Source organism: Streptomyces niphimycinicus (assembly GCF_018883605.1).
GTDB classification, from domain to species: Bacteria; Actinomycetota; Actinomycetes; order Streptomycetales; family Streptomycetaceae; genus Streptomyces; species Streptomyces niphimycinicus.
Genome location: NZ_JAHLEM010000350.1, coordinates 1 through 9,844 on the forward strand (window position 1 = coordinate 1; position 9,844 = coordinate 9,844).

Genomic DNA, 9,844 nt, shown 5'->3' on the forward strand with positions numbered 1-9,844 from the left:
CTTCCTCCACCGCCACGGACTGACGGCGCCGGCGAACGACTGACCTCCGGTCCGGGCCCGGGAAGAGAGAGCCCCCGGCCCGTCAGCCGACAGGCCGCGCCGCGCGGACCCGGCGGCCGCCGTCGACCACCAGGTCCGCGCCGGTGATCCAGGACGCCTCGTCCGAGACCAGCCAGCGGACCGCGCGCGCCACATCCTCCGGTTCGCCGATCCGGGCCAGCGGGAGCGCCGCGGCGATCTCCCGCTCGCCGGGCTCCCAGACGAAGCGGGCCATCTCGGTGCGGACCAGCCCCGGGGAGACGGCGTTGACGCGGACGGCCGGGGCCAGTTCGGCGGCGAGCTGGCGGGTGAGGCGGAGGAGGGCGGTCTTGGCGGTGCCGTAGGCGCCGACGCCCGGGCCGACGCCATGGGTGCCCTCGGTGCAGATGTTGACGACCGCGCCCCCGTGGTCGCGCATCCAGGCCCGCCAGGCCGCCTGGGTCAGCCGCAGCGGGGCTTCCACATTGACCGTGAAGGCCAGGCGCCAGGCGAGCGGGTCCACCGCCATCAGCGGACCGAGCGGGGCGTTGGTGGCGGCGTTGTTGACCAGGATGTCGAGGCGGCCGAACTCCGCGAGGGTGCGGGCCACCGCCGCCTCCAGATGCGCCGGGTCCGCCACGTCCCCGGGGCAGCCGATGGCGCGCGGGCCGAGGCGGCGTACGGCCTCGGCCAGCTCCTTCGGGTCCCGCGCCGTGAGGCACACCGCGGCGCCGTCCGCCGTCAGCGCCTTCGCCACCGCCAGCCCGATGCCGCGTGAGGCGCCCGTGATCAGGGCCGCGCGTGCCATCGGCTCAGCCCCTCGTGTCCACCGTCTCCGTGTCCCGGCCCGACCGCAGCACCCGTCCCGGCACCGCGCCGGTGATCTCGTCGTCCCGGATGGTCTCGGTGCCGCCCACCCGGACGCTCACGATCCCCATCGCCCGGGAGTCCAGCCGGGGGCTGTCGCCGGGCAGGTCGTGCACCAGCCGCGCCTGGCCCGCGTCGATCCGCTCGGGGTCGAAGAGGACCAGGTCGGCGTGGTAGCCCTCGGCGATCCGGCCGCGTTCGCGCAGCCCGAGCAGCCGCGCCGGATCGTCCGTCAGCATCCGTACCGCCCGCTCCAGGCCGACCAGTTTCCGGCCGCGCAGACAGTCGCCGATGAAGCGGGTGGTGTACGGGGCGCCGCACATCCGGTCCAGATGGGCCCCGGCGTCCGAGCCGCCGAGCATGACGTCCTCGTGTTCCCAGGTCCGCTTGCGCAGCTCCCAGCTCGCCGGGTCGTTGTCGGTCGGCATGGGCCACAGCACCGTGCGCAGCTCGTCGGCGGCGCAGATCTCCACCAGTGCGGCGAAGTCCTCCTGGCCGCGCTCGGCGGCGATATCGCGGACGACCCGGCCGGTCAGCCCGGCGTTGGCCGCGCTGTAGGTGTCGCCGATGACGTACCGCCCGAAGTGGGTGAGCCGGCGGAAGACCCCGGCTTCGGGGCTGCCCGCGCGGCGCAGCATCTCCGCCCGTACGTCCGGGTCGCGGAGCCCCGCGATCCGCTCCGGGATCGGCAGCCCCAGGATGTCGCCCCAGCCCGGGATGAGGTTGAGCGCGCAGAAGGTGCCGAGCGACATGTTCATGGGGGTGAGGATCGGCATGGTGAGCGCGACGATCCTGCCGCCCGCCTTGCGGGCCCGTTCGCTGGCCTGGAGCTGGCGCGGCACCCGCTCGGGGACGGCCGCGTCGATGGTCAGCACGTTCCAGTTGAGCGGGCGGCCGGCGGCCGCGCTCATCTCCACCAGCAGATCGATCTCCTCGTCGGCGAACTGGTCGAGACAGCCCGCCACGATCGCCTCGATCTGCGTCCCCTCGTGTTCGCCGACGGCCCGGGAGAGCGCCAGAAGCTCCTCGGGCGCGGCGTGGCGGGAGGCGACCGGCGCTCCGTCCCCGTCCGAGTGGGTCGAGGACTGGGTGGTGGACAGCCCCCACGCCCCCGCGTCCATCGCCTCGTGGAACAGCCGCAGCATCTCCTCCAGTTGCGCGGGCGTGGGCTGTCCGCCGATCGCGTCCTCGCCCATCACATGGCGGCGCAGCGCGCAGTGCCCCACCATGAAGCCCGCGTTGACGGCGATCCGGCCCTCCAGGGCGTCCAGGTATTCGCCGAAGCCGTGCCAGTTCCAGGGCGCGCCCTGCTCCAGCGCCACCAGCGACATGCCCTCGACCCGGCTCATCATCCGCCGGGTGTAGTCGGCGTCGCCGGGCCGGTCGGGGTTGAGCGGGGCGAGGGTGAAACCGCAGTTGCCGCCCGCCACGGTGGTCACGCCGTGGTTCATGGAGGGGGTGGCGTACGGATCCCAGAAGAGCTGGGCGTCGTAGTGGGTGTGCGGGTCGACGAACCCGGGCGCGAGGACGAGCCCGGTGGCGTCCTCGGCGGACCGCGCCGGTTCGGTGACGCCCCCGGGCCCGGCGATGGCCACGATCCGGCCGTCCCGGATGCCGACATCGGCGACGTAGGAGGGCGCGCCGGTGCCGTCCGCCACGGTGGCGCCCTTGATCAGGTGGTCGAGCACGGGTGGATCCCTTCTCGCGTCTGCGGCTGCCGGGGCGCTGCTCTCGCGCCCGCGGCTACTCGGCCTCGGCTCTCGCGTCCGCGGTTACCGGCTCCCGGCGTGGCGGAAGCGGGTCGTGCGGTGCACCGGATCGGTGTCGATCTTCGGGATGACGTGCTCGCCGATGAGCTTGACCGTGTTCATCGTGTCCTCGTAGCCGATCCCGATCGGCAGCCCGAACGACAGTTGGTCGGCCCCGGCCTGCTCCCACCGCTTGCACTGGCGGAAGACCTCGTCCGGGTCGCCGCAGATCATCAGCTCCTCGGCGATGAGGAGTTCGATGATCTCCTCGGTGTACTCCGGCAGCAGTTCGGGCCACTCCGGGATGCCGTCGGGGCGGGGGAAGGTGTCGTGGTAGCGGAAGAGCAGCGACTGGAGATAGTTGAGCCCGCCGCCGACCGCTATCTCGACGGCCTTGGCATGGGTCTCCGCGCAGATCGCGGTGGAGGTGACCATCACGTTGTCGTTGACGAAGCCGCCGACCGGCTCGGCCTCCTTGATCGCGTTCTTGTAGGAGTCGAGGACCCACTCCATGTCGGAGACCTTCTGGATGGAGAAGCCGAGCACGCCGAGGCCCTTCTTGCCGGCCATCGCGTACGAGGGCGGCGACCCGGCCGCGTACCACATCGCCGGGTGGGAGCCCCCGTACGGCTTGGGCAGCACCTTGCGCGGCGGCAGCGACCAGTGCTTGCCCCTGAAGCCCTGGTACTCGTCCTGGAGCCACATCTTGGGGAACTCGGCGATCGTCTCTTCCCAGATCTCCTTGGTGGCGTTCATGTCGGTGATCCCCGGGAGGAAGCCGAGGATCTCGTGGCTGCCCGCGCCCCGGCCCGAGCCGAACTCGAACCGGCCGCCGGAGAGATGGTCGAGCATCGCGACCTTCTCGGCGACCTTGACCGGGTGGTTGACCTGCGGCAGCGGGTTGAAGATGCCGGAGCCGAGGTGGATGCGGTCGGTGGCGTGGGCGAGATAGCCGAGGTAGACATCGTTCGCGGAGAGGTGGGAGTACTCCTCCAGGAAGTGGTGCTCGGAGGCCCATGCGTACTTGAAGCCCGACCGGTCGGCCTGGATGACGTACTCGGTCTCCTCGACGAGCGCGTGGTGCTCGGCCTCGGGGTCGGTTCGGCGTCGGCTTTCAGGGACGTATCCCTGCACAAAGAGTCCGAATTCCATGGAGGTTCACCGCCTCAGACGACTCAATCTGACGGATCGTCAGATTTTGATTGACTCTGGCACCGCGAACAGGGACCGTCAAGGGCCGCGGCCGCGCCGGACCCGGAGGGGGCTGAGCGGCCCCGGGGAAGTGAGGCACGCCCCCGAGGCCGCTCAGAAGACCGAGACGCCGGTCAGCCAGCCGCCGTCGACGACGAACGGCTGGCCCGTCACATACGACGAGTCCTCCGACGACAGGAAGAGCGCGAGCCGCGCCACCTCCTCCGGGCGGCCGATCCGGCCCAGCGGCACCAGCTTGCGGTACAGCTCGTCGACCGCCGCCGACGCCTCGGCGGTGTCGGCGTCGGGGTCGAGCTGGGCCGGGTTGGTCATGGGGGTGTCGATCGCGCCCGGGCATATCGCGTTGACCCGGATGCCCTTGTCCGCGAGCTCCATCGCGGCCACCCGCGTCATCCCCACCACGGCCGCCTTCGTCGCGGCGTACGAGGTGAGGAAGGGCATACCGGACAGGGCGACGTACGAGGCGGTGTTCACGATCGTCCCGCCGCCGGCCGCCGCCAGCTCCGGCGCGAGGGTCCGCATCCCCAGGAACGCCCCGACCTGGTTGACCTGGACCACCTCCAGGTACTCGGTGAGCGGGGTGCTGACCAGCTCGTTGAAGCGGAGGATCCCGGCGTTGTTGACCAGGCCGTCCACCGCGCCGAAGGCGTCCTTGGCGGCCTCGACGGCGGCGTTCCAGTCGTCCTCCCGGCCCACGTCCAGATGGACGAAGCGGGCGCTCTCGCCCAGCTCCTTGGCCAGCGCCTCGCCCGTCTCGTCCAGCACGTCACCAAGGACCACCCGCGCGCCCTCCGCCACGAACAGCCGCGCCTCGTGCTCGCCTTGTCCGCGCGCCGCCCCGGTGATGACGACGACCCGCCCGTCCAGCTTGCCCATTCCGTTCTCCCTAGTCATCGAGCTAGTGATCGAGGTGCGGAGCGACATCGGCGGCGAAGGCCGCCATCTGGTCGATCAGTTCGGTGTGGTCCCGGCAGCGGAACCGCACCTGGATCTGGTCCACCCCCATCGCGGCGTACGCGCGCAGGCTCTCGGCCAGCGGCTCCGGCGCGCCGGTCAGGGTGCGGCGCCCCACGTCCCAGCCGGGCTCGCCCACGTACAGCGGTTCGGTGATCGCGCCGAGCTCGGCGGGCTCGTCGATCCCCGCCTCTTCCCGCAGCGCGCGCAGCCGGGCGATCTGGCCGGGCAGCCGGTCGCGTGGATCGCCCTGGGGCAGCCAGCCGTCGCCCCGGATCGCCGCCCGGCGCACCGCCGCGGGCGAGGAGCCGCCGATCCACAGCGGGGGCCGTGGCGTCCGGGCGGGGCGCGGGGCCTGCCCCAGACCGCTGAACGCGAACCGCTCCCCGTGGAAGTCGGGGAACTCCTCCGGCCCCAGCGCCGCCTTCAGCGCGTCGACGGTCTCGTCCAGCAGCGCCCCGCGCCGGGCGAAGTCCACCCCGAGCGCCTCGAACTCCTCCCGCACATGCCCGGCCCCGACCCCGAGGATCAGCCGGCCGCCGGAGAGGTGGTCGAGCGTCGCGTACTGCTTGGCACTCAGCAGCGGATGCCGCAGCGCGGCCACCGCCACATGGCTGAGCAGCCGCACCCGCTCGGTGGCCGCGGCGAGCCAGCCGAGGGTGGCCACCGGGTCGTACCAGACGGTGCCCATCGCGGCGGCCAGCCGCCGCGGGATCGCGACATGGTCGCAGACGGCCAGGTAGGCGAAGCCGAGCCGGTCGGCGGCGCGGGCGACATCGAGCAGTTCGGCCGGGCCCGCCGCCGCCTCCCATGGCTCGGCGTAAAGGGTGGACTGCGACTGGACGGGCAACTGCATGCCGTAGCTCAACCGGCCCCGGGGCAGGACGCGCATGCCGGGCCTCCTCGTCGGTGGACCGCCATCGTCGTATCGGACGTCGGCCATAGTGATATCTGACGGTCCATCAGACAAGGGGTACGGCGGCCTCGTCCCGCATGGGGAGCCCTGCTAGCGTACGGACGTTCGGACCTCGGGCCCATCGCCCGCCGCCCCGCTCAGGGGCCACCACGGGGGCACAGTAAGGGGTACACAGAGGGGCACGTGATGATCGAGACGGTCTTCCGCTGCGACGATCTGCCCAGGGCGGATCGGTTCGACTTCTGGCGCGAGCAGATGACACAACTCCTGGCGCCGATGGAGATGAGCAGCGACCACACCGGTGACTTCCGGGGAGAGGTGCGCATCCTCGAGTTCGGCGCCGCCTCCGTGTGGCCCACGAAGTTCCGTGAGATGAACTTCCGGCGGACGCCCAAGCTCATCCGGCAGTCCGACCCCGAGCTGTACCACTTCTCGTTCATCCAGGAGGGAAACCTCCAGGTCTCCCAGTCCCGCCAGGAGGCCGCCCACAGCGCGCAGGGGCTCTATGTCGTCGACACCTCACGCCCCTTCGACTGCCTGGCCTTCGGCGGCCCTCCCGGAGGCGTGGGCCTGGAGATCCCCAAGGCCCTGATCCCGGTCCCGCACGACCGGATCGACCGGCTGCTCGCCCGGCCCATCCCGGCACGCGACGGCGTCGGCGCCCTGCTGACCGGGTTCCTCGCCCGGCTGGCCGCGGACCGCGGCTCCTACGGCCCCTCCGACGGCCCGCGCCTGGGGACCGTACTGATCGACCTGGCGGCGGCGCTGCTCGCCCAGGCCGTCGAGGCCGACGACGCCCTGCCGCCCGAGACCCACCGGCGCACCCTGGCCTTACGGGTGCAGAGCTTCATCCAGCGGAATCTGTCCGACCCGGAGCTGTCACCGGCCACCATCGCCGCCGCGCACCACATCTCCGTCGGCTATCTGCACCGCCTCTTCCGGGCCCGCGACACCACGGTCTCCGCATGGATCCGGCAGCAGCGGCTGGACCGCGTCCGGCGCGACCTCACCGACCCCGGACGGCACACCGTCCCCATCCACCAGCTCGCCGCCCACTGGGGCTTCGCCCACCCCGCCGTCTTCAGCCGCGCCTTCCGCGCCGCGTACGGCATGCCGCCCAGCGACTACCGACACCTGGCGCTGGTGTCCGGCGCGCCGGGCGTAACCCCGCGACGCCCGGCACGCACGGACTCCCGGCCCTCCGCACCACCCACGGCCCCTGTCACTTCGTAAGGGGTGGGTGACGGCGCTGGGAGGGGGAGGGCCGGTATGCCCCACAGCCTGCCGGAGCACCCGGAGGATGTCATTGACCGGCAGTGACCGCTTTCTTGCTCCTCCGTGACCATGGCGCCACGGACCTCCGTGACCATGGCCCCACGGAAGCCCGGCGGCCCGGGGCTATCCCCCCGGCGCCCCCGCCCAGAGCCCGTCCGCCGTGAGCCCCAGCAGGTCGATGGCGTTGCCGCGCACGATCCGGTCCACCACATCCGGCGCCAGATGCCCCATCTGCGCCTCGCCGACCTCGCGCGACTTGGGCCAGGTGGAGTCGGAGTGCGGATAGTCCGTCTCGTACAGCACGTTGCCGACCCCGATCGCGTCGAGGTTGCGCAGCCCGAAGGCGTCGTCGAAGAAGCATCCGTACACATGCTCCGCGAACAGCTCGGACGGCGGGCGCAGCACCTTGTCGGCCACTCCGCCCCAGCCCCGGTTCTCCTCCCACACCACGTCGGCACGCTCCAGGATGTAGGGGATCCAGCCGATCTGGCCCTCCGCGTACATCACCTTGAGGTTCGGGAAGCGCTCGAACTTCCCGCTCATCAGCCAGTCGACCATCGAGAAGCAGCAGTTGGCGAAGGTGATCGTGGAGCCGACCGCGGGGGGCGCGTCGGCGGAGGTCGAGGGCATCCTGGAGGAGGAGCCGATGTGCATCGCGATGACCGTGCCGGTCTCGTCGCACGCGGCGAGGAAGGGGTCCCAGTCGTCGGTGTGGATCGACGGCAGCCCCAGATTCGGCGGGATCTCCGAGAAGCAGACGGCCCGCACCCCGCGCGCCGCGTTCCGCCGCACCTCGGCGGCGGCCAGCTCGGCGTCCCACAGCGGGATGATGATCAGCGGGATCAGCCGGCCCCGGGCCTCTGGGCCGCACCACTCCTCCACCATCCAGTCGTTGTACGCCCGGACCCCGAGCAGCCCCAGCTCGCGGTCGGCGGCCTCGGTGAAGGTCTGCCCGCAGAAGCGGGGGAAGGTCGGGAAGCAGAGCGCCGACTGGACGTGGTTGACGTCCATGTCCGCGAGCCGGTCGGGCACCGAGAAGGAGCCGGGCCGCATCTGCTCGTAGGTGATGGCCTCCAGCTTGACCTCGTCCCGGTCGTAGCCGACGGCGGTGTCCAGCCGGGTCAGCGGCCGGTGCAGCTCCTCGTACACCCACCAGTCCGCGAGCGGTCCGTCGTCCCCGGGCGCGCCCATCTTCGGGGCGAACCGGCCGCCGATGAAGGTCATCTCCTTCAGCGGCGCCCGGACGATGCGCGGCCCGGTGTCGTGGTACCTCGACGGGAGGCGGTCCCGCCAGACGTGAGGGGGCTCAACCGTGTGGTCGTCCACCGAGATTATCTTCGGGAAGCTCTCCATGACTGCACGGTAGCGCCGATCTGACGGATCGTCAGCTAACCGGACACCTCCCGCACGGATCGGGGGATGCCAGGGACACGTCGAACTCTTTACTGACGTACGGCCCACAGGCACGGCAGACTGGCTGTACAGCGAGGAAGCGTGTGCGGGGGGCACCATGGTCGGCGAGGAGCGCCTGGGGTGGCGGACAGGTTCCACCGGATCCGTACCGGACCGGCGGTGGCGCGGTGACGAGGCGAGCCTCGCCCTCGGCGAGGACCCGGACCCCGCCCTCGACCGGACGCGGATCGGGCTGGAGTGGGAGAGCGGCTACGGCGCCGAAGTCGTCCCCGGGCTCCGGCCGCACGCGGCCCCTCGGCCCGCCACCGGCTTCTCCCGGCCCACCGCCGTGGGCCGCCCGCAGCGCCCCCTGGCCGCCGCCACCGCCGTCCGCCCCGCGCAACTGCCCGCCGCGGTGGCCGACTTCACCGGCCGCGAGGATCTCGTACGGGAGCTGAACGACCGGCTCGCGACCCCCTCCGAGCGGCCGGCCGCCATCGCCGTCGCCGGTATCGGAGGCATCGGCAAGACCGCCCTGGCCGTTCATCTCGCACACACCGCCCGCCACCACTTCCCCGACGGCCAGCTCTACGTGGACCTCGGGGGTGCGGGCTCCTCCCCCGCCGACCCCGAAACCGTGCTCGGCGCCTTCCTGCGCTCGCTCGGCATCCCCGACGCCGCCATCCCGGACGGCACCGAGGAGCGCGCCGCGCTCTACCGCGCCGCTCTCGAGGGCCGCCGGGTCCTCGTCCTGCTGGACAACGCCCGCGAGGCCGCCCAGGTCCGGCCGCTGCTCCCGGGCGAGGGCGCACCGGAGTGCGTGGCGCTGATCACCGGCCGCGCCCATATGGGCGACCTGGACCGCGCCCACCTGGTCGACCTGGACGCGATGAGCCCGACGGAGGCGTTCGCCCTCTTCGCACTGATCGTGGGCGAGGAGCGGGCGGTGATCGAGCGCGCGGCGGTCATGGAGGTGGTGGCGTCCTGCTCCTTCCTTCCGCTCGCCATCCGCATCGCGGCCTGCCGGCTCGCCTCCCGCCGCACCTGGACCGTCTCCGTTCTCGCCCGCAAACTCGCCGACGAGCGGCGGCGGCTGGACGAGCTGCGGGCCGGGGATCTGGCCGTCACGGCGACCTTCGGACTCGGCTACGGACAGCTCGACCCGGCCCAGGCCCGCGCCTTCCGCCTGCTCGGCCTGGTCGGCGGCCCGGACATCTCGCTGCCGGCCGCGGGCGCGGTGCTCGGCCTCGACGTCGAGGAGACCGCCCGGCTGCTCACCTCGCTGGTGGACATCTCGCTGCTGGAGTCCGCCGTACCGGGACGCTACCGCTTCCATGACCTCGTACGGCTCTACGCACGGGCCTGCGCCGAGCGGGAGTCGCGGGCGGCGGCGGAGCGCGAGGAGGCGCTGTCGCGGCTGCTGGACTTCTACCTCGCCACGGCGGCGCGGGTGTACGCCATG

General features: G+C 72.3%; 8 protein-coding genes. 2 read left to right on the forward strand and 6 right to left on the reverse strand.

All coding sequences use genetic code 11. The features are described from left to right. Nucleotides 1-82: 82 nt before the first annotated feature. The 5 genes from KN815_RS28340 to KN815_RS28360 all read right to left on the reverse strand — a co-directional run bounded on the left by KN815_RS28340 (nt 83) and on the right by KN815_RS28360 (nt 5,691). Nucleotides 83-826 (reverse strand): SDR family oxidoreductase, encoded by a 744-nt coding sequence (locus KN815_RS28340; RefSeq protein WP_216344739.1) that lies wholly within the window; start codon nt 824-826, stop codon nt 83-85. 4 nt (nt 827-830) lie between these two features. Continuing rightward, entirely contained in the window at nt 831-2,573 is a 1,743-nt protein-coding gene (locus KN815_RS28345) for an N-acyl-D-amino-acid deacylase family protein (RefSeq protein WP_216344740.1), read from the reverse strand. An 84-nt stretch (nt 2,574-2,657) separates the two neighbouring features. Continuing rightward, nucleotides 2,658-3,785, reverse strand: a complete 1,128-nt coding sequence (locus KN815_RS28350; RefSeq protein ID WP_216344741.1) for an LLM class flavin-dependent oxidoreductase — start codon at nt 3,783-3,785, stop codon at nt 2,658-2,660. A 153-nt stretch (nt 3,786-3,938) separates the two neighbouring features. Continuing rightward, nucleotides 3,939-4,721 (reverse strand): SDR family NAD(P)-dependent oxidoreductase, encoded by a 783-nt coding sequence (locus tag KN815_RS28355; RefSeq protein WP_216344745.1) that lies wholly within the window; start codon nt 4,719-4,721, stop codon nt 3,939-3,941. A gap of 22 nt (nt 4,722-4,743) precedes the next feature. Next, nucleotides 4,744-5,691 (reverse strand): TIGR03619 family F420-dependent LLM class oxidoreductase, encoded by a 948-nt coding sequence (locus KN815_RS28360; protein ID WP_216344742.1) that lies wholly within the window; start codon nt 5,689-5,691, stop codon nt 4,744-4,746. Between the two features lie 210 nt (nt 5,692-5,901). Between KN815_RS28360 and KN815_RS28365 the strand changes: the two genes are divergently transcribed. Beyond that, nucleotides 5,902-6,948: an AraC family transcriptional regulator gene (locus KN815_RS28365; RefSeq protein ID WP_216344743.1), complete on the forward strand. Its 1,047-nt coding sequence runs from the start codon at nt 5,902-5,904 to the stop codon at nt 6,946-6,948. A gap of 165 nt (nt 6,949-7,113) precedes the next feature. Here KN815_RS28365 and KN815_RS28370 read toward each other — a convergent pair whose 3' ends face one another. Next, the gene (locus KN815_RS28370; RefSeq protein ID WP_216344744.1) at nt 7,114-8,343 is read right to left on the reverse strand and encodes an amidohydrolase family protein; all 1,230 of its coding nucleotides are present in this window, start codon (nt 8,341-8,343) and stop codon (nt 7,114-7,116) included. A gap of 157 nt (nt 8,344-8,500) precedes the next feature. On the opposite strand from KN815_RS28370, the gene KN815_RS28375 reads away from it, so the two are divergent. Continuing rightward, on the forward strand, nt 8,501-9,844 hold a 1,344-nt coding region (locus KN815_RS28375), incomplete at its 3' end, for an NB-ARC domain-containing protein (RefSeq protein WP_253209292.1).